This is a genomic window from Variovorax sp. LARHSF232 (assembly GCF_052871435.1).
On sequence record NZ_JBIXJS010000001.1, the window covers coordinates 282,789 to 308,206 of the forward strand.

Sequence of the window (25,418 nt, forward strand, 5' to 3'; positions counted from 1 at the left end):
CGATCAGGCCAGCTTCCACGCGGGCAGGCGCGCCGCAATCTCGGCCACCAGTTCGCGTGCCAGCACCTGCTTGGGCGCGCGCGGCAGTTCGCGGATGCCGGCCGCGTCCACCAGCAGCAGACTGTTGTGGTCCTGGCCGAAGGTGAGCGGGCCGATGTTGCCCACCAGCAGCGGAATGCCCTTGCGCTCGCGCTTGGCCTTGGCATGTTCCACCAGGTTCTCGCTCTCGGCGGCAAAGCCCACGCAAAATAGCTGGCCGCGCTTGGCGCGCTCGCTCTGCGCCAGCGCCAGCAGGATGTCGGGGTTCTCGACGAAGCTCAGCGTCGGCGCCTTGCCGCTGCCGTCCTTCTTGATCTTCTGGTTGCTGTGGCTGGCCGGCCGCCAGTCGGCCACCGCGGCGGTGGCGACGAAGACGCTGGCCTCCTCGCCCATGGTCTGCGCCGCCGCCAGCATCTGCTGAGCCGACTGCACGTCGATGCGCACGACGCCGCGCGGCGTGGGCAGGTGCACCGGCCCGGCCACCAGCGTGACCTGGGCGCCGGCTTCGCGCGCGGCGCGGGCGATGGCAAAGCCCATCTTGCCGGAGGAATGATTGGTGATGCCGCGGATCGGATCGAGCGCCTCGAAGGTGGGCCCGGCCGTCACCAGCACGTGCTGGCCGATCAGCACCTTGGGCTGGAAGTGGGCGACGATGTCTTCCATCAACTCGGCCGGCTCCAGCATGCGGCCGTCGCCGGTCTCGCCGCAGGCCTGCTCGCCGCTGCCCACGCCCAGCGCGATGGCGCCGTCGGCCTGCACCTGCGCCAGGTTGCGCAAGGTGGCGGGGTGCGACCACATCTCGCGGTTCATCGCCGGCGCAATCAGAAGCGGCACCCGGCCGATGGGCCGCGCCAGGCACATCAGGCTCAGCAGCTCGTCCGAGCGCCCCTGCACCAGCCGCGCGATGAAGTCGGCGCTGCACGGCGCCAGCACGATCGCATCGGCTTCGCGGCTCAGGTTGATGTGCGGCATGTTGTTGGGCTCGCGCGCGTCCCACTGCGAGAGGTAGACCGGCCGGCCCGACAGCGCCTGCATGGTCACCGGCGTGATGAACTGGGTGGCTGCCTCCGTCATCACCACCTGCACCGTGGCGCCGGCCTTGACCATCAGCCGGCACAGCTCGGCCGACTTGTAGCAGGCGACGCCTCCGGTGAGGCCGAGGACGATGTGTTTGCCGGCAAGGTCTTGCATAGGGTCGCAAGTGTAATGACGGTGCGCGTCCCGGTATTTGGCCCGCGCGGCGCACCCACTTGGGGCCAACCCCTATAATTCGAATTTCCCACTGCCCGAATCTCGCGTTCGGTAATGGCATGACCAAATTCGTCTTCGTCACCGGCGGTGTGGTGTCTTCCCTGGGCAAGGGAATCGCCTCCGCCTCCCTCGCCGCGCTCCTCGAATCGCGCGGCCTCCAAGTCACCCTCATCAAGCTCGATCCCTACATCAACGTAGACCCGGGCACGATGTCGCCGTTCCAGCACGGCGAGGTGTTCGTTACCGACGACGGCGCCGAGACCGACCTGGACCTGGGCCACTACGAGCGCTTCGTCACCACGAGGATGCGCAAGGCCAACAACTTCACCACCGGCCAGATCTACAAGAGCGTGCTCGAGAAAGAGCGCCGCGGCGACTACCTGGGCAAGACGGTGCAGGTGATCCCGCACATCACCAACGAGATCCAGGACTTCATCAAGCGCGGCGCCGGCATCGGCACGCCCGATGAAGTGGACGTGGCCATCGTCGAGATCGGCGGCACGGTGGGCGACATCGAGTCGCTGCCCTTCCTCGAAGCGGTGCGCCAGATGAGCCTGCGCGCCGGCCCCAACCAGGCCGCCTTCGTGCACCTGAGCTACCTGCCCTGGATCGCTGCGGCCGGCGAACTGAAGACCAAGCCCACACAGCACACGGCGCAGAAGCTGCGCGAGATCGGCATCCAGGCCGATGCCCTCCTGTGCCGCGCCGACCGGCCCATTCCCGAGGAAGAGCGCGCCAAGATCTCGCTGTTCTCCAACGTGCCCGAGTGGGGCGTGATCTCGATGTGGGACGTGGACACCATCTACAAGGTGCCGCGCATACTGCACGAGCAGGGCCTGGACGGCCTCATCTGCGACAAGCTGCGCATCAACACGCCGCCGGCCAAGCTGCAGCGCTGGGACGACCTGGTGCACGAGGTGGAGCATCCGCAGCATGAAGTGACCATCGCCATGGTCGGCAAGTACGTCGACCTGTCGGACAGCTACAAGTCGCTCAACGAAGCGCTGCGCCACGCCGGCATGAAGAACCATGCGCGCGTGAAGATCGAGTACATCGATTCGGAAACCATCGCGCCCGACAACGTCTCGCGCCTGGCCAAGTACGACGCCATCCTGGTACCCGGCGGCTTCGGCCAGCGCGGCGTGGAAGGCAAGATCTGCGCGGCGCGCTTTGCCCGCGAGACCAAGGTCCCCTACCTGGGCATCTGCCTGGGCATGCAGGTGGCCACCATCGAGTACGCGCGCAACGTGGCGGGCCTGCCGGAAGCCAACAGCACCGAGTTCGATGCCAGCACGCCCTGCCCGGTGATCGCGCTGATCACCGAATGGAAAGATGCCGACGGCAGCATCAAGACGCGCAACGAGCAGTCCGACCTGGGCGGCACCATGCGCCTGGGCGCGCAAAGCTCCGACGTGGAGCCCGGCACCCTGGCGCACAGCATCTATGGCGACGTGGTGACCGAGCGGCACCGCCACCGCTATGAAGCCAACGTGAACTACCTGGACCAGCTGCGCAAGGCCGGCCTGGTGATCTCGGCCCTGACGCAGCGCGAGCAGCTCACCGAGATCGTCGAGCTGCCCAAGGCCCAGCATCCGTGGTACATGGGCGTGCAGTTCCACCCCGAATTCAAGTCCACGCCCTGGAGCGGCCATCCGCTGTTCAACGCCTTCGTCGACGCGGCGCTGGCGCATCAAGGGGTGGACAAAAAATCTTTGAAGGTCGTCGCATGAAACTTGCCGGATTCGACATCGGGCTCAACCAGCCCTTCTTCCTGATCGCCGGCCCCTGCGTGGTCGAGTCCGAGCAGCTGCAGATGGACACCGCCGGCACGCTGAAGGAAATCACCGCCGCGCTGGGCATTCCCTTCATCTTCAAGAGCAGCTTCGACAAGGCCAACCGCAGCTCGGGCTCGAGCTTTCGCGGCCCGGGCCGCGAGCGTGGCCTGGAGATCCTGGCCAAGGTCAAGCGCGAGCTGGTCCTGCCGGTGCTCACCGACGTGCACAGCGAAGACGACATCACCGAGGCCGCCAAGGTGGTCGACGTGCTGCAGACCCCCGCCTTCCTGTGCCGCCAGACCGACTTCATCCGCGCCGCGGCGCAGTCGGGCAAGCCGGTGAACATCAAGAAGGGCCAGTTCCTGTCGCCGCACGAAATGAAGAACGTGATCGACAAGGCACGCGACGCGGCCCGCGAGAAGGGCCTGCCCGAAGACAGCTTCATGGCCTGCGAACGCGGTGCCAGCTTTGGCTACAACAACCTGGTGTCGGACATGCGCTCGCTGGCGATCATGCGCGAGACCGGCGCCCCGGTGGTGTTCGACGCCACCCACTCGGTGCAGCTGCCGGGCGGCCAGGGCACCAGCTCGGGCGGCCAGCGCGAGATGGTGCCGGTGCTGTCGCGCGCCGCCGTCGCCGTGGGCATCGCGGGCCTGTTCATGGAAACGCATCCCGATCCCAACAAGGCGCTTTCCGACGGCCCCAACGCGGTGCCGCTCAAGCACATGAAGGCGCTGCTGGAGACGCTGGTGGCACTGGACCGCGTCACCAAGAAGACGCCTTTTCTCGAAAACAACTTCCAAGCCTGAAAGAAGCAAGAGACATCATGAGCAGCGGATACGTCATCGCCCACGTCGAAGTCACCAACCCGACGCAGTACGAGGAATACAAGAAGTGGTCCTCGGTGGCCATGCAAGCCCACGGCGCCGAAGTCTGCGTGCGCGGCGGCCAGGTGGCGGTGCTGGAAGGCGACTGGACGCCCTCGCGCATCGTGATCCTCAAGTTCCCGAGCTTCGAAGCCGCCAAGGCCTTCTACGAGACGCCCGAGTACCACAAGGCGCGTGAAGCGCGTGCCGGCGCCGCGGTGATGCGCATGATCGCCGTCGAAGGTCTCTGAACCGAACACCCCTCTCCCACAACACCAACTCACCATCCAAGACCATGAGTGCAATCGTAGACATCGTCGGCCGCGAAATCCTGGACAGCCGAGGCAACCCCACCGTCGAATGCGACGTGCTGCTCGAATCGGGCACCATGGGCCGCGCCGCCGTGCCCTCGGGCGCCTCGACCGGTTCGCGCGAAGCCATCGAGCTGCGTGACGGCGACAAGAGCCGCTACCTGGGCAAGGGCGTGCTGCGTGCCGTCGAGCACATCAACACCGAAATCTCCGAATCGGTGCTGGGCCTGGATGCCAGCGAACAAGCCTTCCTCGACCGCACCCTGTGCGACCTGGACGGCACCGAGAACAAGAGCCGCCTGGGCGCCAACGCGACCCTGGCCGTGTCGATGGCGGTGGCGCGCGCCGCCGCCGAAGAGTCGGGCCTGCCGCTGTACCGCTACTTCGGCGGCATGGGCGGCATGCAGATGCCGGTGCCGATGATGAACGTCATCAACGGCGGTGCGCACGCCAACAACAGCCTGGACCTGCAGGAGTTCATGATCATCCCGGTGGGCGCGCCGAGCTTTCGCGAAGCGCTGCGCTATGGCGCCGAGGTGTTCCATGCGCTCAAGAAGATCCTGCACGACAAGGGCATCAGCACGGCGGTGGGCGACGAAGGTGGCTTTGCCCCCAGCGTCGAAAGCCACGAAGCAGCCATCCAGCTGATCCTGGAAGCCATCGACAAGGCCGGCTACACCGCCGGCGAGCAGATCGCCCTGGGCCTGGACTGCGCCGCCAGCGAGTTCTACAAGGACGGCAAGTACGAGCTGTCGGGCGAGAAGCTCAGCCTCACGGCCGAAAGCTGGACCGACATGCTGGCCACCTGGTGCGACAAGTACCCGATCATCAGCATCGAGGACGGCATGCACGAAGGCGACTGGGCCGGCTGGAAGCACCTGACCGAGCGCCTGGGCAAGAAGGTCCAGTTGGTGGGCGACGACCTGTTCGTCACCAACACCAAGATCCTGAAGGAAGGCATCGACAAGGGCATCGCCAACTCGATCCTGATCAAGATCAACCAGATCGGCACCCTGACCGAGACCTTCGCCGCCATCGAGATGGCCAAGCGTGCCGGCTACACCGCCGTCATCAGCCACCGCTCGGGCGAAACCGAAGACTCGACCATCGCCGACATCGCGGTGGGCACCAACGCCGGCCAGATCAAAACCGGCAGCCTGTCGCGCTCGGACCGCATGGCCAAGTACAACCAGCTGCTGCGCATCGAGGAAGACCTGGGTGACGTGGCCAGCTATCCCGGCCGCGCGGCCTTCTACAACCTGCGCTGAGCGCCTAACGGCACGGCGCGCGAAACGAAGGCCTGAAGACCACACGGCTCCATGCGCTCGCGCATCGTCCCGATCGTTCTCGTCCTGCTGCTCCTGGTTCTGCAGTTCCAACTGTGGACCGGGCGCGGCAGCGTGCCCGACGTCGCGCAACAGCGCGAGACTCTGGGCAAGCTGACCGAGGCCAACGCCCGCGCCGCCCAGGCCAACGAACGCCTGGCCTCCGAAGTGCGCGACCTGCAGGAAGGCCTCGAGATGGTCGAGGAGCGGGCCCGCGCCGAGTTGGGCATGGTCAAGCCCAACGAAGTGTTCGTTCAGATCACGCGCTGAGCGAGCCACATCACCGCCTCGCCGCCAATGCCTTCGCCGATCGCGCTGCTGGGCGCCGCCCGTAGCGGCCGGCATGCATTGGCGGATGCACTGGCCCCGCGCCTGCAGTCCACGCTGCTGCGCGCCGAGGTGATCGAAGACGCCGCTGCGCTCGCGGCCTTGCAGAAACCGGCCCTGGTCCTGCTGCTGGCACCCTGCGACAGCACGGGTGAAGCCGAAGACCTGCAATGGCGCCAGCACCTGATGCAATCGGGCATCGGCTTTTCGGTGCTGCATGGCGACGCCGAGGCGCGCCTTGTTTCAGCCTGGCACCTGATACAAGCCTTGCTGGGCCTGCCGCCCGCGGAATCCGCCACGCAGACGACGGGCAAGCCATGGCGCTGGAACTGCGACAAGTGCTCCGACCCCGCCTGCGAGCATCGCCTCTTCCGGGACCTGCTGGACAAGAAGCTCGATCAGGGAACCGAGCCTGCGCCTTGAGGCGCCGGCTCACTGAACGGTCGAGCTCGCGGGCTGCTGGTCGCCCGGCGCAGTGAAGATCTGCGCCGCATCGACCGCGTCGAAGCGGTACTGCTTGCCGCAGAAGTCGCAGCCCACCTCGATATCGCCGCGCTCGGCCAGGATCTCTTCTGCCTCGTGCACGCCCAGGCCGCGGATCATGCCGGCCACGCGATCGCGGCTGCAGGTGCAGCGAAAGCGCGGGCCCAGCATGCCCGCCTGCGGCTCGAAGCGCAGCAGCTTCTCTTCCCAGAACAGGCGGCGCAGGATGGTGTCGACGTCCAGGTTCAGCAGCTCGTCGCGCGTCAGGCTTCCGGCCAGGATGGAGATGCGGTTGTAGTCCTCGTTGTGGCCCATGCGGTCTTCCAGCGAGATGCCCTGGCTCGACCCTTCGCCGGAGCCCGCCAGGTTGGCCTGGCCCTTGGTCGGCAGGCGCTGGATCAACAGGCCCGCCGCCACCTTGTCATTGGCCGCCAGCATCAGCGTGGTGTCGAGCTGCTCGCTTTGCAGCATGTAATGCTGCAGCACCTCATTGAGCTGCACCAGTGGCTTGCCATGCTCGTCCGCCAGCGGCACCACGCCCTGGTAGGTCTGCTGGCCGGGCACGCGCTCGGCCGGCTCCAGCGTGATGGCGCAGCGGCCCTTGCCGTGCAGGTTCACCATGTCGGGCAGGCGCGCGTCGGGCGCAATGCCCCCGGTCACGGTGGCGGTAGCGCGCAGGCTCAGGTCGGGCTTGGCTTCGGCCACTGCGACCTTGACCGGCCCGTCGCCGAACACCTGCAGGATGAGCGAACCCTTGAACTTGATGTTGGCCTGCATCAGCGCAGCCGCTGCCGTCATCTCGCCCAGCAGTTCGGCCACCGGCGGCGGGTAGGCGCCGGTGGCGGTGTTGGAGGCACGGCGCGCCAATATCTCTTGCCAGGCGTCGGTCAGGCGCACGACCATGCCACGCACCGGCAGGCCTTCGAACAGGAATTTATGCAGTTCGCTCAAAGCGTAGGGTCCTTCCGGGATGCGGATTTCAGCCGACCTTCTTCAGGCCTTTGCGGAAGCGCTCGCTGTTATCCACGTAATGCTGGGCGTTGGCGCGCAGCTTCGCGGCCGAGGCCTCGTCCAGTGTGCGCACCACCTTGGCGGGCGAGCCGAGGATGAGGGAGTTGTCGGGAAATTCCTTGCCCTCGGTCACCACGCTGCCCGCGCCGACGATGCAGTTGCGGCCGATACGGGCGTTGTTCAAGACCACCGCACCGATGCCGACCAGCGAGTTGTCGCCGATGGTGCAGCCGTGCAGCATCACCATGTGGCCAATCGTCACGTTGTCGCCCAGGGTCAGGGGCGAACCCATGTCCGAATGCAGGGCCGACAAGTCCTGCACGTTGCTGTTGGCGCCGATGGTGATGGGCTCGTTGTCGCCGCGCGCCACGGTGCCGAACCAGACGCTGGCGTTCTCGCCCAGCAGCACGTTGCCGATCAGCTGCGCGCTGTCGGCCACCCAGGCGCCCTTGGCCAATTGCGGCGCCACGCCATCGAGTTCATACAAGGCCATGCAAGATCCCCTTGAAAACTAGAATTGTAGGGATGCACCCTCGCCTTCGCGCCCTGGCGGCCTTGCGCCTGGCGGACCCCGATCAGAAAGTGGCAGCCACCCGCGCGCTGGCCGCAAGCGACGACCTGGCGGGCATCGGCGACGCGTCCGTGCGCAGCGCCGGCGATGACGAAGGCGTGCCCGGCCGCCCCGAGCGCCCCTTGCGCGTGGCGGCCACCGCGGTGCCGCGCCGTTCGCCCTTCACGACCGAGGGGCGGGCCGCGCTGGTGCACGCCATCTGCCACATCGAATTCAATGCCATCAACCTGGCACTCGATGCGCTGTGGCGCTTCGACGGCATGCCGGCCGACTACTACCGCGACTGGCTGCGCGTTGCCGACGAGGAGGCGCAGCACTTCGGCCTGCTGCATGCGCACTTGCAGGCCATGGGCTGGCGCTATGGCGACTTCCCTGGCCACGACGGCCTGTGGACCATGTGCGAACGCACCCGTGACGACGTGCTGGCCCGCATGGCCCTGGTGCCGCGCACGCTGGAAGCGCGCGGGCTCGATGCCACGCCGCTCATTCAAGCCAAGCTGCGCCGCGTCGACACGCCCGACGCGCATCAGGCGGTGGCGATCCTGGACGTCATCCTGGCCGACGAGGTCGGCCACGTCGCCATCGGCAACCACTGGTACCGGTGGCTGTGCGAGCGCGCCGGCAAGGACCCGGAGGCGCTCTATCCGCGCCTGGTGGCGCACTACGAGGCACCGCGCCTGAAGCCGCCCTTCAACCTGGAGGCCAGGGCGCGCGCCGGCTTCAGCGACGACGAACTGCGCGCGCTGGACGCACAGTCCTAGACGTCATTCCGCCTTGATGCCGGCGGCGCGGATGATGCGCCCGTTGCTGTCGTACTCCTGCGCGATCTCGGCGGCGAAGGCACCGGCGGTGCCGCTCAAGGGCAGGTTGTCGGTGGCGAGCAGCTTGGCGCGAAGCTCGGGCGTCTGCAGCGCCTTGTTGATCTCGAGGTTGTAGCGATCGAGCAGCACCGCGGGTGTTGCCGCGGGCGCAAACACCCCGAAGCGCGACGACAGGTTGGCCGCCTTGAAACCCAGTTCGGCCAGGGTCGGCACTTGCGGCAGGCTGTCCAGCCGGGCCGGGGCGCCCACCGCCAGCGCCCGCAGCTTGCCCGACTGGATATGCGGCGCGAGGGTGGGCCCGGCGTTGATCGACAGGATCTCGAACTGGCCGCCCAGCGCGTCGTTCATCTGCTGGCCGCCGCCCTTGTAGGGCACGTGGGTGATGTCGACCCCGGCCGCGGCCTGCAGTTGCGCCAGGATGATGTGCCCCAGCGAGGCCGGGCCGGAGGTGGCCCAGCGCACCGCACCGGGCGTCGCCTTGGCCTGCGCCAGCAAGGCGCGCAAGTCGCGCGCGCCGCTGGCCGAGGTGGCCAGGATCAGCACCGGCGACACCATCACGCCGGCCACGGGCGCGATGTCCTTCTGCGGATCGAAGGGCGACTTCGCCAGGTGCGGATTGAGCACCAGCGGGCTGATGGCCGAGAAGCCCAGCACGCTGCCGTCGGCCGGCGCCTTGGCCACCGCGTCCATGCCGATGCTGCCGCTGGCGCCGGCCTTGTTCTCGATCACCACCGTGCAACCCAGTTGCGAGGCCAGCTTGTCGCCCAGGGCGCGGGCGATCACGTCGCTGACGCCGCCGGCCGGGTAGGCCACGATGATGCGCAAGGTCTTGGGCAAGGCCTGGGCGCCGACGCCCAGGCTGCACAGCGCCGTGCTGGCGACGGCGCCGGCCACGAAGGCGCGGCGCGAGAGGCTCGATTCGGAATTCAGGGTCATGTGCTTTTGTGTCGTATTGGCGCTATCCACGCGGATGGTGCTGCGCGTGCAACTGCTTGAGCCGCTCGCGCGCCACGTGGGTGTAGATGGTGGTGGTGGAAATGTCGGCATGCCCCAGCAGCATCTGCACCGCGCGCAAGTCGGCGCCATGGTTGAGCAGGTGCGTGGCAAAGGCATGGCGCAACGTATGCGGCGACAGCGGCGAGCGGATGCCGGCGGCCAGCGCGCATTTCTTGACGATGATCCAGAACATCACCCGCGTCATGCCGGCGCCGCGTGCGGTGACGAACAGGTCGGCGGTCTGCTGGCCGGCCAGGATCTCGTCGCGCGCCTCGTGCAGGTAGCGCTCGATCCAGCGGCGCGCCTCGGCGCCGAAGGGCACCAGCCGCTCCTTGCTGCCCTTGCCCAGCACGCGCAGCACACCGTCGTTGAGGCTCAGGTCGAAGGCCTTGAGGCCGACCAGCTCGCTCACCCGCAGGCCGCTGGCATACATCAGCTCCAGCATGGCGCGGTCTCGCAGGCCCAGCGGCGTGCCCAGGTCGGGCGCGGCCAGCAGGTCTTCCACCTGCTTTTCGGTCAAGGTCTTGGGCACGCGCAGCGACTGGCGGGCCGGCACCAGGCGCAGGGTCGGGTCGGCGTCGATGCGCCGCTCGCGCAGGGCCCAGCGGTAGTAGCGCTTGAACACCGTCAGCCGCCGGTTCGCCGAAGTGGCCTTGCCCCTTTGCGAAAGCCGCGCGCCCATGTAGGCCTGCAGGTCGTTCTCGCGCGCGCCGTCCAGGCCGCCGCCGCGCTCGCGCAGCCATTGCGCAAACAGGCGCAGGTCGCGCCGGTAGGCCTCGAGCGTGTTTCCGGCCAGGCCGTGCTCCAGCCACAGGCCGTCGATGAATTCATCGATCTCGGGGAATGCGGTTTTGGGGTCTGTTGCGCTCATCGGGCCGCAAAGATAGCAAACAAGAAAAAAGCCGCCCATCGGGCGGCTTCGTCGGCACGGGGGGCGACGATCAGTCGAGCGAAAGCTTCTGCTTGACCACCACCTGCTTGTAGATGTCGTACTCGGCCTTGATCTGCGCGGCAAATTGCTCGGGCGTGTTGGCCACGATGATCGAGCCGGTGTCCTCGATGCGCTTGCGAACGGCCGGATCTTCCAGCGCCTTCTTGGTGCCGGCGCTGATCTTGTCCACCACCTCCTTCGGCAGGCCCTTGGGGCCCAGGATGCCGTAGTAGGCCATGCGGTTCACCGGCTCCAGGCCCACTTCCTTGAAGGTGGGCACATTGGGCAGTTCCTTCAGCCGCTGCGGCGCGGCCACCACGAGGGGCACCAGCTTGCCGGCCTGGATGAAAGGCAGGGCCGAGGGGATGTTGTCGAAGATCATCGGCACCTGGCCGCCCACCGTGTCGTTGAGCGCCGGGCCGGCGCCGCGGTAGGGGATATGGGTGACGAAGGTGCCCGACAGGCTCTTGTACAGCTCCATCAGCAGATGGCCGATGCCGCCGGTGCCCGAGCTGGCGTAGGAATACTTGCCCGGGTTGCGCTTGAGCTCGGCCACGAACTCGGCGTAGTTCTTGGCCGGAAAGCTCGGGTTGACCGCGATCACGTTCGGTGTGGCCGCGATGTTGATGATCGGCGTGAAGTCGGTGATCGGGTTGTAGGGCACCTTCGGGTTGATCGCCGGATTGGCAGCGGTGCTCGACACCGTGGCCACGCCCAGCTTGTAGCCGTCCGGCGTTGCCTTGGCGGTCTCGTTGGCGCCGACGATGCCGCCGCCACCCGCCTTGTTGACCACCACCACGCTCTGGCCCAGCACCCGGCTGAGCGGATCGGCCACGACGCGCGCCACGATGTCGGTGGTGCCGCCAGGGGCGAAAGGCACCTGCAGTTCGATCGGCTTGTTGGGATAGCCCTGCGCCAGGCTGGGGCCAGCCAGTGTCAGCAGCGCGGCCGCACCGGCGAGCGCGGCCCATTGGCGACGTTGAATCATCAGAGAACTCCTAGTTGGGGGATGTCGACAAAACCTGAAGGTGCGAATCCTAGCTGCAAGCCGGGCCCGGCCGCTCCATGGATTACCCAAGGAGGCCCGTTATCCTCGAGCCGGTGAATTACGCGCAGCTGCTCTTCCCCGACTTCTCCCTCATCGCCTGCGGCTGGCTTCTGTGCCGCTACACCGCCCTCAATCGCAAGGTGTGGGACCAGGTCGACAGCCTGGTGTACTACTTTCTTTTTCCGGTGCTGCTGTTCCACTCCATCGTGCGCAGCCCGCTGGATTTTGGCGCCACCTCCAGCCTGGTGGCGGCCGGCGTGATGCTGAGCCTCTCCGGCATCGCGCTGTCCTACAGCCTGCCCTTCCTGCCCTGGCTGCGCCATCACATCGACAAGCGCGAACATGCGGCCAGCGCGCAGGTGGCCTTCCGCTTCAACTCCTTCATCAGCCTGACGCTGGCCGAACGCCTGGCCGGCGCACAGGGGCTGCTGTTGATCGCGGTGCTGATCGGCGTGTGCGTGCCGCTGCTCAACGTGGCCTCGGTCTGGCCGATGGCGCGCCACGCGCAGACCGGCTTCCTGCACCAGCTGGTGCGCAACCCGCTGATCATCGCCACCGCCTCGGGCCTCTTGGCCAACGTGCTGGGCTTCACCGTGCCCGGCTGGCTCACGCCCACCCTCTCGCGCATCGGCGGCGCCTCCCTGGCGCTGGGCCTGATGGCCGCCGGCGCCGGCATGCAGTTCGCCATGCTGGGGCGCGGCAAAGTGCTGGCGGTGTCGGTGCTGTCGATCCGGCATCTGATGCTGCCGCTGGTGGCGTGGGGCCTGGTGCGCGTGATGCGCCTGGAGCCGATGCAGGCCAGCGTGCTGATGACCTTCTCCGCCGTGCCCACCGCCTCCAGCGCCTATGTGCTGGCGGCGCGCATGGGCTACAACGGCGCCTTCGTCGCCGGCCTGGTCACGATGTCCACCCTGCTCGGGGTGGCCAGCCTGACCTTCGCGCTGGCGCTGCCGAGGTGAGCATGAACCCTGCCCACCAGGAAGCGGTCCGCGCTCAAGCCAGCGTGTAAGCCGTCTTCACCGTGGTGAAGAACTCCTGCGCATAGCGACCCTGCTCGCGCGGGCCGTAGCTCGAGCCCTTGCGGCCGCCGAAGGGCACGTGGTAGTCCACGCCCGCCGTCGGCAGGTTCACCATCACCATGCCGGCCTGGCTGTGGCGCTTGAAGTGCGTGGCGTACTTCAGGCTGGTGGTGGCAATGCCGGCCGACAGGCCGAAGGCCGTGTCGTTCGCCGTGGCCAGGGCTTCGTCGTAGTTCTTGACCCGGATCACGCTCGCCACCGGGCCGAAGATCTCTTCCTTGTTGATGCGCATGGCGGCCACCGATTCCGAGAACAGCGCCGGCGACATGTAGAAGCCATCGCTGTCCAGCTTCAGGCGCTGGCCGCCGGCCGCCAGGGTGGCGCCCTCGCCCTTGCCGATCTCGATGTAGGCGAGGTCCTGCTCCAGCTGGCTCTGGCTGGACACCGGGCCGATATCGGTGCCCTGCGCCAGCGCGTCGCCCACCTGGATCTTCTCCATGCGCGTCTTCATCGCCGCGATGAACTTCGGATAGATGCCCTCGGTCACGATCAGGCGGCTGGATGCCGTGCAGCGCTGCCCGGTGGAATAGAAGGCGCTTTGCACGCTCAGTTCCACCGCTTGCGCCAGGTCGGCGTCATCGAGCACCACCTGCGGGTTCTTGCCGCCCATTTCGAGCTGCACCTTCTTGTGCGTCTGTGCGCAGCGCAGCGCAATGCCGCGGCCCACGCCGACCGAGCCGGTGAAGCTGATGGCATGGATGCCCGGATGCTCGACCAGCGCATTGCCGATCACGCTGCCGCGTCCCATCACCAGGTTGAACACGCCGGCCGGAATGCCCGAGCGGCTGATGATCTCGGCCAGCGCCCAGGCGCAGCCCGGCACCAGGTCGGCCGGCTTGAGCAGCACGCAATTGCCGAAGGCCAGCGCGGGCGCCACCTTCCAGGCAGGAATCGCGATGGGAAAGTTCCAGGGGGTGATCAGGCCCACCACCCCCACCGGCTCGCGCGTGATCTCCACGCCGATGCCCGGGCGCACCGAGGGCAGCACTTCGCCGCCCAGGCGCAGGCATTCGCCGGCGAAGAACTTGAAGATGTAGCCGGCGCGTGCGGCTTCGCCGATGCCTTCGGCGCGGGTCTTGCCCTCTTCGCGCGCCAGCAGGGTGCCCAGTTCTTCCTTGCGCGCCAGGATCTCGTTGCCGATCTTGTCCAGCGCATCGGATCGGGCCTGGATGCTGCCGGTGGCCCAGGCCGGGAAGGCCGCGGTGGCGGCCGCCACGGCCGCGTCCACCTGCGCGGCGTCACCCTGTGCGTATTCGGCGATGGTGTCGGCCAGGTTGGACGGGTTCAGGTTCGGGCTGTAGCTGTTGCCCTTGACCCAATCGCCTCCGATGAAGTTGTCGTGCTGCTGCATGTTGCGTCGCTCCTCGGTTCAGGATGCAGATTACTGCGGACCGAGCGTGTCGATCAGCGCCTTGAGCTTGTCCATTTCGTCGGGCTTGAGGTCGGTGAGCGGCGCGCGCACCGGTCCGGCGTCGTGGCCGACGACTTTCGCGCCGGCCTTGACGATGCTCACCGCGTAGCCTGCCATGCGATTGCGCAGATCAAGATAAGGCATGAAGAAGTTCTTCAGCAGGCGATGCTGCGTCGCCATGTCGTCCTCTGCCACCGCTTTGTAGAAATCCATGGCGGTCTTGGGGATGAAGTTGAACACGGCCGACGAATACACCGGCGTGCCCAGCGCCTTGTAGGCCGCGGCATACACCTCGGCGGTGGGCAGGCCGCCCAGGTAGGCGAAGCGGTCGCCCATCTTCTGGTAGATGGCGACCATGGCCTCGATGTCGCCCACGCCGTCCTTGAAGCCGACGAGGTTGGGATTGCGCTCGGCCAGGCGGGCCAGCGTCTCGGGCTTGAGCTTGCTGTTGGCGCGGTTGTAGACGATCACGCCGAACTTCACGCTCTTGCACACCGCCTCCACATGCGCCGCCAGGCCCTCCTGGCCGGCTTCGGTCAGGTAGTGCGGCAGCAAGAGGATGCCGTGCGCGCCGGCCTTCTCTGCCGCTTGCGCGCACTGGATGGCAAAGCGGGTCGGGCCGCCGGTGCCGGCAATGATGGGCACCACGCCGCGGCAGGTGTCGACTGCGGTCTGGATGATCTCGGGGTATTCCTCGGCCGTCAGCGAGAAGAATTCGCCGGTGCCGCCCGCCGCAAACAGCGCGCTCGCGCCGTACGGCGCCAGCCACTCGAGGCGCTTGACATAGCCGGCCTTGTGGAAGTCGCCGTTCGCATCGAAGTCGGTCAGCGGAAAGGAAAGCAGGCCGGAGCCCATGATGGATTTGAGTTCTTGGGGATTCATCGAACGGTCCAGAAAAAGTAGGGTCGCAATTGGAAAAGAGATCGAACGGAAGGCTCAATCAAGACGGATGTCGGCAGCCTTCACGACTTGCGCCCAGCGTGCGCGCTCCTTGCTGAAGAACTGCTCTTCCTCGGCCGGCGTCATGGTCACCACCTCGGCGCCTTGCCCGGCCAGGCGCGAGCGGATGTCGGCCGAGCGGATCACGGTGATCAGTTCCTTGTTCAGTCGCTGCACCACGGCGTCGGGCGTGCCGCGCGCCACGCGCACGCCTTGCCAGGTGCCCGATTCGAAGCCGGGCACGCCCTGTTCGGCAATGGTGGGAACATCGCCGATCAGCGGCATGCGCGTGGCCTTGGACACGCCCAGCACCTTGAGCTTGCCGCCTTGCACCTGCGGCAAGGTGGCGAGCATGCCGTTCATCAGCACCTGGGTCTGGCCGGCCACCGTGTCCTGGATCGCCTGAACGCCGCCCTTGTAGGGCACATAGGTCCACTTGGCATTGACGGCGCGCTGCAGTGCCACGCCGGCCAGGTGCGGCGCGCTGCCGGTGGCGGTCACGGCAAAGTTGAGGTCGCCGGTCTTGGAGAGGGCCACCAGTTCCTTCAGGTTGGCCGCCTTCACCGAAGGATTCACCACCAGCAGGTGCGGCGAATAGGCCAGCATGGTCACGCCGCGCAGGTCCTTGGAGGGATCGAAGCTGAGCTTGGTGTAAACCGAGGGACTGATGGCCAGCGCCCCGACATCGCACAAGAGCAGCGTGTAGCCGTCCGGCGTCGACTTGGACACGAAGTCCGCCCCCAGGTTGCCGTTGGCACCCGGCTTGTTCTCGACGATCACCGGCTGGCCCAGTGCAGCCGACAGCGGCTGGCTGATGGCGCGGGCAATGATGTCCGATGAGCCGCCGGGCGGGTAAGGCACCACGATCTTGATCGGCTTGCTCGGCTGCCACTGTGCTTGCGCCAGGGCCGGCGCCTGTGCGAGTGCCAGCGAACCCAATAGAAGCGTGGCGCCGATCAGATGGCGGCGGCGGTCTTGGCTCATGGTGTGTGTCCCCTTGTGGATGAGTGAAGGAAGAAGAGAGATGCCTTGGCACGCACGTCGCGCTGAGCGTCGCTGGCCGGGGCAGCTTTGTTATCAGTCATCGTACAACTTAAGAGATGACCTGTCCAGAAAAAAGAACAACCGGGCGCGGCCCGGCGTTCAGCGCGAGGGGTTGCCGTCGCCGCCCTGCTGCGCCTGGCGCGCCGCTTCCTGGGCCACTCGCAGGCGCTCGCGGCTGTTGGTCAAGTGGATGCGCATGGCCGCGCGCGCCGATTCGGGATCGCGCCGCGCGATGGCGGCATAGATCTCTTCATGCTCGCGGTTCACCCGGCTCAGGTACTCGCCGCCGCGGTCCAGGTTGCGCAGCGCGTTGATGCGCGTGCGCGGAATGATGGTCGTGCCCAGGTGACTCATGATGTCCGCGAAGTACGGATTTCCGGTGGACTGGGCGATCTGCAAATGGAAGCGGAAGTCCGGCGCGACGGTGTCGCCGGCCTGCGCCACGTTGGCCTCGAAATCGTCGAGCGCGCGGCGCATCGCCTGCAGCTGCTCCTCGGTGCGGCGCATGGCGGCCAGGCCGGCCGATTCGGTTTCCAGGCTGATGCGCAGCTCCAGCACGGCCAGCACGTCGACCGAGGTGGCGATGTCGCCGGCATCGAGACGGAACACGCCCGCCGCGCGCGGCTGCAGCACGAAGGTGCCGATGCCGTGATGCGTCTCCACCAGGCCGGCCGCCTGCAGCTTGGACAGCGCCTCGCGCACCACCGTGCGGCTGACGCCGAAGGCCTGCATGATGGCCGACTCGGTGGGCAGCTTGTCGCCGGGGCGCAACGCGCCATCGCGGATGCGCGCGCTGAAGTCGTCCACCAGGCTGTGGGCCAGCCCACGCCCGCGCTGCCGCTCGCGCGCCACGAAGGGCGCGGGCGCCGATGCCGGCGGCGCAGAACCGTCGGGGGTGGGAACTGCTGTTGACATTCGCGTCATGGCCTGATGATAATGGCACACGAGTTGTACGACAACAGATAACTGAAGACGAGACAAGACGACATGAGCGAGACCTCCGGCGCCACTAAAGGCGCTTCCTCCCCCGCCCCGCGCCTTTCGCGCCTCCTGCTGACCGGCGCGGCCGGCGGCCTGGGCAAGGTCCTGCGCGAACGGCTGCAGCCCATGGCGCGCGTGATCCGCTTGTCCGACGTGGCCGAGATGGCCCCGTCCGCCGGCCCCCATGAAGAAGTCGTGCCCTGCGACCTGGCCGACAAGAAGGCCGTCGATGCGCTGGTGGCCGGCTGCGACGCCATCGTCCATCTGGGCGGCGTGTCGGTGGAGCGGCCCTTCGAGCAGATCCTGGAAGCCAATATTCGCGGCGTCTTCCACGTGTACGAGGCGGCGCGGCGCCATGGCGTGAAGCGCGTCGTGTTCGCCAGTTCCAACCACACGATCGGCTTCTACAGGCAGGACGAGCACATCGACGCGCATGCGGCGCGCCGCCCGGACGGCTACTACGGCCTGTCCAAGTCCTTCGGCGAAGACCTGGCGCAGTTCTATTGGGACCGCTACGGCATCGAGACGGTGAGCATCCGCATCGGCTCCTCCTTCCCCGAGCCGGCCAACCGCCGCATGATGAGCACCTGGCTGAGCTACCGCGACCTCACCCAGCTGGTCGAAAAGTCGCTCTTCACGCCCGACGTGAAGCACACGGTGGTCTACGGCGTGTCGGCCAACAAGAACATGTGGTGGGACAACAGTGCCGCGGCGCACCTGGGCTTCGCGCCGCAGGACAGCTCGGAGGTCTTTCGCGACAAGGTCGAGGCCCAGCCCCCCGTGGCGCCCAGCGACCCCAACGCCATCTACCAGGGCGGCGCCTTCACCGCCCAGGGCCCCTTCGGCGACTGACGCCAAGAGCGCGCAGCGTATCCAAGGCCATGCAAGCCGAACTCATCCTCGACGCGCGCTGCGGCACGGGCGAAAGCCCGATCTGGAGCGCGGAAGAACAAGCCCTCTATTGGGTCGACATCCCGGCCAGGCAGCTGCACCGCATCGATCCGGCCAGCGGCGCCCACACGCTCTGGACGGGCGACGAAATGCTGGCCTGCATCGCGCCGCGCGCCGGCCATCCGGGCCAGTGGATTGCCGGCATGGAAAGCGGCCTGTTCGCCATCGCCACCCGAGACGACGGCACGCTGGCCGCCAGCCGCGTGGCGAACGTGGCACACGCCTTGCCCGGCATGCGCTTCAACGACGGCCGCTGCGACCGCCAGGGGCGCTTCTGGGCCGGCACGATGCTGATGGACATGGCGGCCGCGCGTGATGTCGGCCGGGTCTACCGCTACCAGAGCGACGTGAACGCCGAGGCTGCCCTGCGCCTGCAGTTCGACCAGCTCATCGTGCCCAACGGCATGGCCTTCAGCCCGGACGGGCGCACCATGTATCTGTCGGACTCGCACCCCAACGTGCAGGCGATCTGGGCCTTCGACTACGACACGGCCAGCGGCACGCCGCACAACAGGCGCCTGTTCGTCGACATGAAGCCGTTGCCTGGCCGTCCCGACGGCGCCGCCGTCGACGCCGAGGGCTGCTACTGGATCTGCGGCAACGACGCCGGCCTGGTGCACCGCTTCACGCCCGATGGCCGCCTCGACCGCTCCCTGCCCGTGCCGGTCAAGAAGCCCGCCATGTGCGCCTTTGGCGGCAGTGGCCTGGACACGCTGTTCGTGACCTCGATCCGCCCCGGCGGCGACCTGTCGGACCAGCCGCTTGCCGGGGGGGTGTTCGCCCTGAACCCCGGCATCACGGGTCTGCCCGAGCCCGCGTGCCGCTTCTGAAATCCGGTTCCCTCAAAACGTTTCATCAACCACCACCAAAGCAAAGAGGAAGACAAATGAAATACACCCGCCACCTGATCGCGCTTGCCGCCAGCGCCTGCGCGCTGTCCGCGCAGGCCGTGGAATTCCGTTCGGCCGACGTGCACAACAGCGACGAGTACCCCACCGTCGCCGCCGTCAAGCACATGAGCGAACTGCTGGACAAGCGCAGCAACGGCAAATACAAGATCAAGGTCTTCAACAAGAGCGCCCTGGGCACCGAGAAGGAAACGCTGGACCAGGTCAAGATCGGCGCGCTGGAGATGAACCGCGTGAACATCAGCGCGCTCAACTCGATGTGCCCGAAGACGCTGGTGCCGACCATGCCCTTCCTGTTCGACTCGATCGCCCACATGCGCAAGTCGCTGGACGGCCCGATCGGCGACGAAATCCTCAAGGGTTGCGAGCACGAAGGCCTGGTGGGCCTGGCCTTCTACGACAGCGGCTCGCGCTCCATCTACACGAAGAAGCCCGTCAAGTCGATCGCCGACACCAAGGGCCTGAAGATCCGCGTGCAGCAGTCCGACCTGTGGGTGGCGCTGGTGAGCGCCATGGGCGCCAACGCCACGCCGATGCCCGCCGGCGAGGTCTACACCGCCCTGAAGACCGGCCTGATCGACGCCGCCGAGAACAACATCCCCTCCTACGACGGCTTCAAGCACTATGAAGCGGTGAAGATCTACTCGCGCACCGAGCATTCGATGGCGCCCGAGATGCTGGTGATCTCCAAGGTGATCTTCGACAAGATGTCCAAGGCCGACCAGGACATGTTCCGCGCCGCGGCCAAGGAATCGGTCGCCTTCCAGCGCAAGAAGTGGGACGAGCAGGAAGCCAAGTCGCTGGAAGTGGTGACCAAGGGCGGCGCGACCATCGTGTCGGACGTGGACAAGGCCTCCTTCCGTGCCGCCATGACGCCGGTGTACGCGAAGTTCATCTCCACGCCTGACCTGCAGCGCCTGGTCAAGTCCGTGCAAGACAGCAAGTAAAGCAGACGCCCTCCCCGCCCCTGCGGGGAGGGCCCCGATTTCTCAAGGGAGACAACCCATGACGCACGCCGATCCGCTGGTGGACGCGAACGTTGCCGAAGCCGCCTTCCTGCACGGCATCGACAACCCCGATGCGCGCCCACCGGCGCGCCACGCCTACACGCGCTTGTGCGCCCTCCTGTCCAAGGCCAGCCTGATGCTGGCCGTGGCGATGCTCATCACCATCATCGTCTGCGTGCAGTACCAGGTGGTCGGCCGCTACGTCTTCAACGACACCCCGACCTGGGCCGAAGGCCTGGCGCTGCAACTGGTGCTGTACGTCACCGCTCTGGGCGTGGCCGTCGGCGTGCGCGATGCGGGCCACATCGGCCTGGACTCGCTGGTCGCCCTGCTGCCCGAGGGCATGCGCCTGAAGATCGAGATCCTCATCCATGCGCTGGTCGCGCTGTTCGGCGCCATCATGGCCTGGAGCGGCTGGATCTGGACCCAGCTCAAGTGGACCGACATCAAGCCCATGATGGGCGTGCCCGTCGGTCTGGACTACCTTGCACTGTGCGTCTCGGGCGCCCTGATCGTCATGTTTTCAATCGAACATATCGTCGCCCTGCTGCGCGACGAAGAGGTGATGCCTGCATGGAACTGACCGTTCTTTCCCTGGTCTTCCTGGCGCTGCTCGTGCTGGGCGTGCCGGTTGCGTTCTCGATCGGCCTGGCCTCGATCACGACCGTGCTGTATTCGGGCATGCCGATCGCCATCGTCTTCCAGAAGATGGTCGGCGGCATGCAGATCTTCTCCTTCCTGGCCATTCCCTTCTTCGTGTTCGCCGGCGAGCTGATGCTGTATGGCGGCATCGCGCAGCGCATCGTGCGCTTTGCCAACAGCATGGTGGGCCACGTGCGCGGCGGCCTGGGCATGAGCAACGTGGTGGGCTGCACCTTGTTCGGCGGCGTGGCCGGCTCGCCGGTGGCCGACGTCTCGGCCATGGGCTCCGTGATGATCCCGCTGATGAAGAAGGAAGGCTACGACGCCGACTACGCCGTCAACGTGACGACGCATGCGGCGCTGGTGGGCGCGCTGATGCCCACCTCGCACAACCTGATCATCTTCACCCTGGCCACCACCGGCATCGCCTCGGTGAGCGTGCTCAGCCTGATCCTGGCGGGCCTCATCCCGGCGCTGATCCTCACGCTGTGCAACCTGGGCGCGGCCTACTACGTGGCGATCCGCCGCGGCTACCCGATCCGTGGCGCCTTCCCGGGCTGGGGCGAGGTGCTGGCGTCGTTCATCGGTGCGCTGCCGGGCCTCATGATCGTGGTCATCATCCTGGTGGGCATCCTGTCGGGCGTGTTCACGGCCACCGAATCGGCCGCGACCGCGGTGCTGTGGGCGCTGATCGTCACCGTGTTCGTGTACCGGTCACTGAGCTGGCACGACTTCCTGAAGGCCTGCGCCAAGGCAGTCAAGACGACCGGCGTGGTGCTGCTTTTGATCGGCATCTCCTCGGCCTTCGGCTACTTCATGGCGCTGTACGAGGTGCCGCAGAAGACCGGCGAGCTGATGACCAGCGTGTCGAGCTCGCCCTGGGTCATCTTCCTGATGATCAACGTGCTGCTGTTCGTGCTGGGCACCTTCCTGGACATGGCGGCCACCATCCTGATCTGCACACCGATCTTCCTGCCCATCGCCATGCAGTTCGGCATGAGCCCGGTGCAGTTCGGCATCGTGATGCTGATCAACTGCGCGCTGGGGCTGAACACGCCGCCGGTGGGCACCACCCAGTTCATCGGCTGCGCGATAGGGGGCGTGTCGGTCGGGCAGGTGATGCGATCGATCTGGCCCTTCTACGGCGCCTTGCTGATCTGCCTGATGTTGGTGACCTACGTGCCGGCCTTCTCGTTGTGGCTGCCGGAGCTGGTCAGCCCCACCGCCAAGTAAGACACCATGAGCACGCGCGCACCCCACCGCATCCAGGTCCATCCGGCCGACAACGTCGCCATCGTCGCCAACGACGGCGGGCTGAAGGCCGGGGCCGTGTTCGACGATGGCCTCGCTCTGGTCGACAACGTGCCGCAGGGCCACAAGGTGGCGCTCGAGGACCTGGCCGAAGGCGAGGCGATCCGGCGCTACAACGTGGTGATCGGCTATGCCCTCAAGGCCCTGCCGCGCGGCAGCTGGGTGCACGAGCGGCTGATGCGCATGCCCGAGGCGCCGGGGCTGGAAGGCCTGCCGGAGGCCACCGTGAAGCCGCCGCCGCTGGCGCCGCTTTCCGGCTATACCTTCGAGGGCTACCGCAACCTTGATGGCTCGGTCGGTACACGCAACATCCTGGCCATCACGCAGACGGTGCAGTGCGTGGCCGGCGTCACCGATTTCGCCGTGGCCCGCATCAAGGCCGAGCTCTTGCCCAAGTACCCGAACGTCGATGACGTGGTGGGCCTGGCCCACAGCTACGGCTGCGGCGTCGCCATCGATGCGCCCGATGCGGTGGTGCCGATCCGCACCCTGCGCAACATCAGCCTCAACCCCAACTTCGGCGGCGAGGTGATGGTGATCAGCCTGGGCTGCGAGAAGCTGCAACCCGAGCGCCTGCTGCCGCCTGGCAGCATCCCCCTGGTCGATGAACGCAACGTGGCCGATGTGGGCGCAAGCGCCGAGAACCAGCTGGACGTGGTGTGCCTGCAGGACGAGGCGCATGTCGGCTTCATGTCGATGATCGACTCGATCATGACGCAGGCCGAGGAGCACCTGGAGCGCCTGAACGCACGCCGCCGCGAGACGGTGCCGGCCAGCGAACTGGTGGTGGGCGTGCAGTGCGGCGGCAGCGACGCCTTCTCCGGCGTCACCGCCAATCCGGCGGTGGGCTTTTGCACCGATCTGCTGGTGGCCGCCGGCGCCACCGTCATGTTCTCCGAGGTCACCGAGGTGCGCGACGGCATCGACCAGCTCACCTCGCGCGCGGCCTCGCCGGAGGTGGCGCAAGCCATGGTGCGCGAGATGGACTGGTACGACCGCTACCTGGAGCGCGGCCGGGTCGACCGCAGCGCCAACACCACGCCCGGCAACAAGAAGGGCGGCCTGTCCAACATCGTCGAGAAGGCGATGGGCTCGATCGTCAAGAGCGGCTCGTCGGCCATCTCCGGCGTGGTCGCGCCGGGCGAGAAGGCGAAGCAGAAGGGTCTTCTGTACGCCGCGACGCCGGCATCCGACTTCATCTGCGGCACCTTGCAGCTGGCGGCGGGCATGAACCTGCATGTGTTCACCACCGGCCGCGGCACGCCTTACGGCCTGGCCGAGGTGCCGGTGATCAAGGTGGCCACCCGCAGCGACCTGGCGCGGCGCTGGCACGACCTGATGGACGTCAACGCCGGGCGCATCGCCGACGGCGAGGCCAGCATCGAAGACATCGGCTGGGAGCTGTTCCGCCTGATGCTGGAAGTGGCCAGTGGCCGCAAGAAGACCTGGGCCGAGCATTGGAAGCTGCACAACGCGCTGGTGCTGTTCAACCCCGCCCCCGTGACCTGATCCGACCGACAAGGAGCAAAGCAATGAACGACCTGAACGGCAAGACCGTCCTCGTGACCGGCGCCAGCACCGGCATCGGCGCCGCGGTGGCGCGCGCCTTCGCGGCCCAGGGCATGCGGGTGGCGGTGCACTACAACAGCTCGGTCGATGCTGCCAGCCAGGTCGTGACCGACATCACGGCCGCCGGCGGCTCCGCCTTTGCCGTGCAGGGCGACGTGCGCGACAGCGCCGCCATCCGCCGCGTCGTGCAGGAAACGCACACCAGGCTCGGCAGCATCGACGTGCTGGTCAACAACGCCGGCGGCCTGGTTCAGCGCGTGCCGATCGGCGAGATGAGCGACGAGCTCTTCGACGAGGTGCTGCATCTCAATGCACGCTCCGCGCTGGCCTTCTGCCGCGAAGTGGTGCCATTGATGCGCGCCACGGGCAAGGGCGGCAGCATCATCAACGTGAGCTCCGTGGCGGCGCGCCACGGCGGCGGGCCGGGTGCCTACCTGTACGCCGGCGCCAAGGGCTTCGTCAGCACCGCCACGCGCGGGCTGGCGAAGGAACTGGTGGCCGACAAGATCCGCGTCAACGCGGTGGCGCCGGGCGTGATCCAGACGCCATTCCACGACCGCTACTCGACCCCGCAAATGCTCGATAGCTTTCGCGCCAGCATCCCCATGGGGCGCGTCGGCACACCCGAGGAATGCGTGGGCGCCTTCCTCTATCTCGCGTCGGAACAGCTGTCGGGCTACGTGACCGGGCAGATCCTGGAAATCAACGGCGGGCAGTACATGCCATGACCCTGCAAGGACGCGCCCCAAACCTCATCGCCGGACTGCTGCTTGCACTGGCCGGCCCCGCAAGCGCAGCCACCTGGGTGTACGTGGCCAATGCGGACAGCCAGGACGTCTCGGTCTTCGCACTTGACCGCGCCGCGGCCAGCCTGGCGCCGGTGGAAACCGTGCCCGTCGGCGGTACCGCCATGCCGATGGCCACCTCGCCCGACAAGCGTGTGCTGTACGTGGCGCTGCGCTCGCAGCCCTATCGGGTGGCGAGCCTGGCCATCGATCCGGCCAGCGGCAAGCTGCGCAAGCTGGGCGAGGCGCCGCTGGCCGACAGCATGGCCAGCATCGACACGGACGCCACCGGCCGCTGGCTGTTCGCGGCGTCCTATCCTGGGCACAAGATCACCGTCAACAGCATCGACAAGAACGGCGTGGTGGGCGCCGTGCAGCAGCTCATCCCGACGGCGCCGAATGCGCACGCCATCCACGCGGACGCGGCCAACCGCTACGTGTTCGCCACCAGCCTGGGCGGCGACAACCTCTCCAGCTGGCGCTTCGATGCCGATTCGGGCCGGCTCAGCGCCAACGAACCGGCGCTGACGGCCGTCGGACCGGACAAATCCGGTCCGCGCCACTTCGTGTGGGACAAGGCCCAGCAGCACATGTACGTGCTGAACGAGCTCGACGCCGGACTGCGCGTGATGGACTACGACGCGGCACGCGGCACCTTGCGCGAGGTGCAGCGCATCAGCACGCTGCCGCCAGGCTTTGGCGGCAAGCCCTGGGCGGCCGAGCTGCGCCTGTCGCCCGACGGCCGCACGCTGTATGCGTCGGAGCGCACGTCCAGCCTGCTCTCGGTCTTCCGCATCGATTCCGCGACCGGGCGGCTGCAGGCGCTCGGACAGGTGCCGACCGAGAAGACGCCGCGCGGTTTCGCCATCGATCCCTCGGGCCGCTTCCTCATCGCCGCGGGACAGGATTCGCACAGCGTTTCGCTGCACCCGCTCGACCCCGAAACCGGCCTGCCCGGCACGCCCAAGCGCTTCGCGGCCGGCAAGAACCCGAACTGGGTCGAGATCGTCGAGCTGCCCTGACCCATTCATTCGCA

General features: G+C 67.2%; 26 protein-coding genes. 16 read left to right on the forward strand and 10 right to left on the reverse strand.

Annotated elements, in window-relative coordinates; genetic code table 11:
• Nucleotides 1–3 precede the first annotated feature (3 nt).
• Nucleotides 4–1,230, reverse strand: coding sequence for a bifunctional phosphopantothenoylcysteine decarboxylase/phosphopantothenate--cysteine ligase CoaBC (coaBC, locus tag ACIPRI_RS01340; protein ID WP_446587715.1), 1,227 nt, complete (start codon nt 1,228–1,230; stop codon nt 4–6).
• A gap of 119 nt (nt 1,231–1,349) precedes the next feature.
• Here coaBC and ACIPRI_RS01345 point away from each other — a divergent pair, with 119 nt between their 5' ends.
• Genes ACIPRI_RS01345 through ACIPRI_RS01370 form a run of 6 tightly spaced genes read left to right on the forward strand, consistent with a single transcriptional unit; the run spans nt 1,350 to nt 6,317 of the window.
• Entirely contained in the window at nt 1,350–3,020 is a 1,671-nt protein-coding gene (locus tag ACIPRI_RS01345; RefSeq protein WP_446587717.1) for a CTP synthase, read from the forward strand.
• A complete protein-coding gene (gene kdsA / locus ACIPRI_RS01350; protein WP_446587719.1) occupies nt 3,017–3,874 on the forward strand; it encodes a 3-deoxy-8-phosphooctulonate synthase in 858 nt (285 codons plus the stop codon). Before ACIPRI_RS01345 ends, kdsA begins: the two co-directional genes overlap by 4 nt.
• Before the next feature lie 17 nt (nt 3,875–3,891).
• Nucleotides 3,892–4,182, forward strand: coding sequence for a DUF1330 domain-containing protein (locus ACIPRI_RS01355; protein ID WP_446587721.1), 291 nt, complete (start codon nt 3,892–3,894; stop codon nt 4,180–4,182).
• 44 nt (nt 4,183–4,226) lie between these two features.
• On the forward strand, nt 4,227–5,510 hold the full coding sequence (eno, locus tag ACIPRI_RS01360) for a phosphopyruvate hydratase (protein WP_446587723.1): 1,284 nt from the start codon (nt 4,227–4,229) through the stop codon (nt 5,508–5,510).
• A 51-nt stretch (nt 5,511–5,561) separates the two neighbouring features.
• Nucleotides 5,562–5,837, forward strand: coding sequence for a septum formation initiator family protein (locus ACIPRI_RS01365; protein ID WP_446587727.1), 276 nt, complete (start codon nt 5,562–5,564; stop codon nt 5,835–5,837).
• 27 nt (nt 5,838–5,864) lie between these two features.
• A complete protein-coding gene (locus ACIPRI_RS01370) occupies nt 5,865–6,317 on the forward strand; it encodes a hypothetical protein (protein ID WP_446587729.1) in 453 nt (150 codons plus the stop codon).
• 9 nt (nt 6,318–6,326) lie between these two features.
• Here the strand turns inward: ACIPRI_RS01370 and hslO are convergent, their stop codons facing one another.
• A complete protein-coding gene (hslO, locus tag ACIPRI_RS01375; RefSeq protein ID WP_446587731.1) occupies nt 6,327–7,328 on the reverse strand; it encodes an Hsp33 family molecular chaperone HslO in 1,002 nt (333 codons plus the stop codon).
• Nucleotides 7,329–7,356: 28 nt separating this feature from the next.
• On the reverse strand, nt 7,357–7,881 hold the full coding sequence (locus tag ACIPRI_RS01380) for a gamma carbonic anhydrase family protein (protein WP_446587733.1): 525 nt from the start codon (nt 7,879–7,881) through the stop codon (nt 7,357–7,359).
• Between the two features lie 32 nt (nt 7,882–7,913).
• Between ACIPRI_RS01380 and ACIPRI_RS01385 the strand changes: the two genes are divergently transcribed.
• Nucleotides 7,914–8,720 (forward strand): ferritin-like domain-containing protein, encoded by an 807-nt coding sequence (locus ACIPRI_RS01385; protein ID WP_446587735.1) that lies wholly within the window; start codon nt 7,914–7,916, stop codon nt 8,718–8,720.
• 3 nt (nt 8,721–8,723) lie between these two features.
• Here ACIPRI_RS01385 and ACIPRI_RS01390 read toward each other — a convergent pair whose 3' ends face one another.
• The 3 genes from ACIPRI_RS01390 to ACIPRI_RS01400 all read right to left on the reverse strand — a co-directional run bounded on the left by ACIPRI_RS01390 (nt 8,724) and on the right by ACIPRI_RS01400 (nt 11,692).
• Entirely contained in the window at nt 8,724–9,716 is a 993-nt protein-coding gene (locus ACIPRI_RS01390) for a Bug family tripartite tricarboxylate transporter substrate binding protein (protein ID WP_446587737.1), read from the reverse strand.
• Nucleotides 9,717–9,738: 22 nt separating this feature from the next.
• Nucleotides 9,739–10,647 carry a site-specific tyrosine recombinase XerD gene (xerD, locus tag ACIPRI_RS01395; protein WP_446587740.1) on the reverse strand — a complete coding sequence of 303 codons (909 nt, stop codon included), beginning with the start codon at nt 10,645–10,647 and terminating at the stop codon, nt 9,739–9,741.
• A gap of 70 nt (nt 10,648–10,717) precedes the next feature.
• Complete coding sequence (locus ACIPRI_RS01400) at nt 10,718–11,692, reverse strand: tripartite tricarboxylate transporter substrate binding protein BugE (protein WP_446620346.1); 975 nt, start codon at nt 11,690–11,692, stop codon at nt 10,718–10,720.
• 116 nt (nt 11,693–11,808) lie between these two features.
• Between ACIPRI_RS01400 and ACIPRI_RS01405 the strand changes: the two genes are divergently transcribed.
• Nucleotides 11,809–12,714 carry an AEC family transporter gene (locus ACIPRI_RS01405; protein ID WP_446587742.1) on the forward strand — a complete coding sequence of 302 codons (906 nt, stop codon included), beginning with the start codon at nt 11,809–11,811 and terminating at the stop codon, nt 12,712–12,714.
• A 34-nt stretch (nt 12,715–12,748) separates the two neighbouring features.
• Here ACIPRI_RS01405 and ACIPRI_RS01410 read toward each other — a convergent pair whose 3' ends face one another.
• The 4 genes from ACIPRI_RS01410 to ACIPRI_RS01425 all read right to left on the reverse strand — a co-directional run bounded on the left by ACIPRI_RS01410 (nt 12,749) and on the right by ACIPRI_RS01425 (nt 17,143).
• The gene (locus ACIPRI_RS01410; protein WP_446587744.1) at nt 12,749–14,185 is read right to left on the reverse strand and encodes an aldehyde dehydrogenase family protein; all 1,437 of its coding nucleotides are present in this window, start codon (nt 14,183–14,185) and stop codon (nt 12,749–12,751) included.
• 30 nt (nt 14,186–14,215) lie between these two features.
• Nucleotides 14,216–15,127 (reverse strand): 5-dehydro-4-deoxyglucarate dehydratase, encoded by a 912-nt coding sequence (gene kdgD / locus ACIPRI_RS01415; protein ID WP_446587746.1) that lies wholly within the window; start codon nt 15,125–15,127, stop codon nt 14,216–14,218.
• Nucleotides 15,128–15,181: 54 nt separating this feature from the next.
• Entirely contained in the window at nt 15,182–16,168 is a 987-nt protein-coding gene (locus ACIPRI_RS01420) for a Bug family tripartite tricarboxylate transporter substrate binding protein (protein ID WP_446587748.1), read from the reverse strand.
• A gap of 159 nt (nt 16,169–16,327) precedes the next feature.
• A complete protein-coding gene (locus tag ACIPRI_RS01425) occupies nt 16,328–17,143 on the reverse strand; it encodes a FadR/GntR family transcriptional regulator (protein ID WP_446587750.1) in 816 nt (271 codons plus the stop codon).
• Nucleotides 17,144–17,215: 72 nt separating this feature from the next.
• Here ACIPRI_RS01425 and ACIPRI_RS01430 point away from each other — a divergent pair, with 72 nt between their 5' ends.
• The 8 genes from ACIPRI_RS01430 to ACIPRI_RS01465 all read left to right on the forward strand — a co-directional run bounded on the left by ACIPRI_RS01430 (nt 17,216) and on the right by ACIPRI_RS01465 (nt 25,404).
• Complete coding sequence (locus ACIPRI_RS01430) at nt 17,216–18,061, forward strand: NAD-dependent epimerase/dehydratase family protein (RefSeq protein ID WP_446587752.1); 846 nt, start codon at nt 17,216–17,218, stop codon at nt 18,059–18,061.
• A gap of 29 nt (nt 18,062–18,090) precedes the next feature.
• Nucleotides 18,091–18,990 carry an SMP-30/gluconolactonase/LRE family protein gene (locus tag ACIPRI_RS01435; protein WP_446587755.1) on the forward strand — a complete coding sequence of 300 codons (900 nt, stop codon included), beginning with the start codon at nt 18,091–18,093 and terminating at the stop codon, nt 18,988–18,990.
• 56 nt (nt 18,991–19,046) lie between these two features.
• Nucleotides 19,047–20,015 (forward strand): TRAP transporter substrate-binding protein, encoded by a 969-nt coding sequence (locus tag ACIPRI_RS01440; protein WP_446587757.1) that lies wholly within the window; start codon nt 19,047–19,049, stop codon nt 20,013–20,015.
• 196 nt (nt 20,016–20,211) lie between these two features.
• A complete protein-coding gene (locus ACIPRI_RS01445; RefSeq protein WP_446620347.1) occupies nt 20,212–20,658 on the forward strand; it encodes a TRAP transporter small permease in 447 nt (148 codons plus the stop codon).
• Nucleotides 20,649–21,950 carry a TRAP transporter large permease gene (locus ACIPRI_RS01450; protein WP_446587759.1) on the forward strand — a complete coding sequence of 434 codons (1,302 nt, stop codon included), beginning with the start codon at nt 20,649–20,651 and terminating at the stop codon, nt 21,948–21,950. The genes ACIPRI_RS01445 and ACIPRI_RS01450 overlap by 10 nt, the downstream gene beginning before the upstream one ends.
• Nucleotides 21,951–21,956: 6 nt before the next feature.
• The gene (garD, locus tag ACIPRI_RS01455; protein ID WP_446587761.1) at nt 21,957–23,537 is read left to right on the forward strand and encodes a galactarate dehydratase; all 1,581 of its coding nucleotides are present in this window, start codon (nt 21,957–21,959) and stop codon (nt 23,535–23,537) included.
• A 23-nt stretch (nt 23,538–23,560) separates the two neighbouring features.
• A complete protein-coding gene (locus ACIPRI_RS01460; protein WP_446587763.1) occupies nt 23,561–24,325 on the forward strand; it encodes an SDR family NAD(P)-dependent oxidoreductase in 765 nt (254 codons plus the stop codon).
• On the forward strand, nt 24,322–25,404 hold the full coding sequence (locus ACIPRI_RS01465) for a lactonase family protein (RefSeq protein WP_446587765.1): 1,083 nt from the start codon (nt 24,322–24,324) through the stop codon (nt 25,402–25,404). Before ACIPRI_RS01460 ends, ACIPRI_RS01465 begins: the two co-directional genes overlap by 4 nt.
• The last annotated feature ends 14 nt before the right edge of the window (nt 25,405–25,418 follow it).

Coding starts and splice junctions, on each gene's coding strand:
- coaBC (WP_446587715.1), bottom strand. CDS start 1,230: ATGCAAGACCTTGCCGGCAAACACATCGTCCTCGGCCTCACCGGAGGC.
- ACIPRI_RS01345 (WP_446587717.1), top strand. CDS start 1,350: ATGACCAAATTCGTCTTCGTCACCGGCGGTGTGGTGTCTTCCCTGGGC.
- kdsA (WP_446587719.1), top strand. CDS start 3,017: ATGAAACTTGCCGGATTCGACATCGGGCTCAACCAGCCCTTCTTCCTG.
- ACIPRI_RS01355 (WP_446587721.1), top strand. CDS start 3,892: ATGAGCAGCGGATACGTCATCGCCCACGTCGAAGTCACCAACCCGACG.
- eno (WP_446587723.1), top strand. CDS start 4,227: ATGAGTGCAATCGTAGACATCGTCGGCCGCGAAATCCTGGACAGCCGA.
- ACIPRI_RS01365 (WP_446587727.1), top strand. CDS start 5,562: ATGCGCTCGCGCATCGTCCCGATCGTTCTCGTCCTGCTGCTCCTGGTT.
- ACIPRI_RS01370 (WP_446587729.1), top strand. CDS start 5,865: ATGCCTTCGCCGATCGCGCTGCTGGGCGCCGCCCGTAGCGGCCGGCAT.
- ACIPRI_RS01380 (WP_446587733.1), bottom strand. CDS start 7,881: ATGGCCTTGTATGAACTCGATGGCGTGGCGCCGCAATTGGCCAAGGGC.
- ACIPRI_RS01385 (WP_446587735.1), top strand. CDS start 7,914: ATGCACCCTCGCCTTCGCGCCCTGGCGGCCTTGCGCCTGGCGGACCCC.
- ACIPRI_RS01390 (WP_446587737.1), bottom strand. CDS start 9,716: ATGACCCTGAATTCCGAATCGAGCCTCTCGCGCCGCGCCTTCGTGGCC.
- xerD (WP_446587740.1), bottom strand. CDS start 10,647: ATGAGCGCAACAGACCCCAAAACCGCATTCCCCGAGATCGATGAATTC.
- ACIPRI_RS01410 (WP_446587744.1), bottom strand. CDS start 14,185: ATGCAGCAGCACGACAACTTCATCGGAGGCGATTGGGTCAAGGGCAAC.
- kdgD (WP_446587746.1), bottom strand. CDS start 15,127: ATGAATCCCCAAGAACTCAAATCCATCATGGGCTCCGGCCTGCTTTCC.
- ACIPRI_RS01420 (WP_446587748.1), bottom strand. CDS start 16,168: ATGAGCCAAGACCGCCGCCGCCATCTGATCGGCGCCACGCTTCTATTG.
- ACIPRI_RS01425 (WP_446587750.1), bottom strand. CDS start 17,143: ATGTCAACAGCAGTTCCCACCCCCGACGGTTCTGCGCCGCCGGCATCG.
- ACIPRI_RS01430 (WP_446587752.1), top strand. CDS start 17,216: ATGAGCGAGACCTCCGGCGCCACTAAAGGCGCTTCCTCCCCCGCCCCG.
- ACIPRI_RS01435 (WP_446587755.1), top strand. CDS start 18,091: ATGCAAGCCGAACTCATCCTCGACGCGCGCTGCGGCACGGGCGAAAGC.
- ACIPRI_RS01440 (WP_446587757.1), top strand. CDS start 19,047: ATGAAATACACCCGCCACCTGATCGCGCTTGCCGCCAGCGCCTGCGCG.
- ACIPRI_RS01445 (WP_446620347.1), top strand. CDS start 20,212: ATGCTGGCCGTGGCGATGCTCATCACCATCATCGTCTGCGTGCAGTAC.
- ACIPRI_RS01450 (WP_446587759.1), top strand. CDS start 20,649: ATGGAACTGACCGTTCTTTCCCTGGTCTTCCTGGCGCTGCTCGTGCTG.
- garD (WP_446587761.1), top strand. CDS start 21,957: ATGAGCACGCGCGCACCCCACCGCATCCAGGTCCATCCGGCCGACAAC.
- ACIPRI_RS01460 (WP_446587763.1), top strand. CDS start 23,561: ATGAACGACCTGAACGGCAAGACCGTCCTCGTGACCGGCGCCAGCACC.
- ACIPRI_RS01465 (WP_446587765.1), top strand. CDS start 24,322: ATGACCCTGCAAGGACGCGCCCCAAACCTCATCGCCGGACTGCTGCTT.